Genomic DNA, 478 nt, shown 5'->3' with positions numbered 1-478 from the left:
TACTTTTATAAAATCTATAAAAGATAATAAAAAATTATATAAAAAAACCACATTTTGTTTGAAAATATCCCTTAAGTTGATGGATGTGTGGCGGTACCCCTCTTCAGGTGAAGCGCCTTAGATCATCTTTCCCTTATTTTCAAAAGGACCTGCTCAATTAATTTTTAAAAACATAAGGTAAAGTGAACCCATTAAAATCCATGGAATGAACCCTAGTTTTACCCTCTAATCTAAAGGAGGCACTATTGTTATGGGATATGGTGGTAGTTGCGACGAAGGCTGCGGTTTCGCTGGAGGATTCGCTTTATTAGTTGTATTGTTTATTTTATTAATCATTATCGGATGCAGTTGTTTCTGCTAAAAACTATTGGAAAAGGCACCCTTATATATGAAGTGCACCCCAATTGTTAGACACATAACTAACAATTGGAGGTGCATTTTTTATGGCTAAATTTTCTTCAAAAGATAAAATAAAAGC

General features: G+C 33.5%; 1 protein-coding gene. It reads left to right on the top strand.

Annotated elements, in window-relative coordinates; genetic code table 11:
- Window positions 1-250: 250 nt before the first annotated feature.
- On the top strand, window positions 251-361 hold the full coding sequence (locus MR169_RS27985) for a YjcZ family sporulation protein (RefSeq protein WP_242320392.1): 111 nt from the start codon (window positions 251-253) through the stop codon (window positions 359-361).
- Window positions 362-478 lie beyond the last annotated feature (117 nt).

This window comes from Bacillus cereus group sp. BfR-BA-01349 (genome assembly GCF_022663795.1).
Taxonomy (GTDB): Bacteria; Bacillota; Bacilli; order Bacillales; family Bacillaceae_G; genus Bacillus_A; species Bacillus_A cereus.
The sequence above is the reverse complement of the archived record's forward strand: the minus strand, read 5'-3'. Positions and strand labels throughout refer to the sequence as shown.

What these genes read in the sequence shown, in the direction of transcription:
- MR169_RS27985 (WP_242320392.1), top strand. Translation starts at nt 251, where the DNA reads ATGGGATATGGTGGTAGTTGCGACGAAGGCTGCGGTTTCGCTGGAGGA.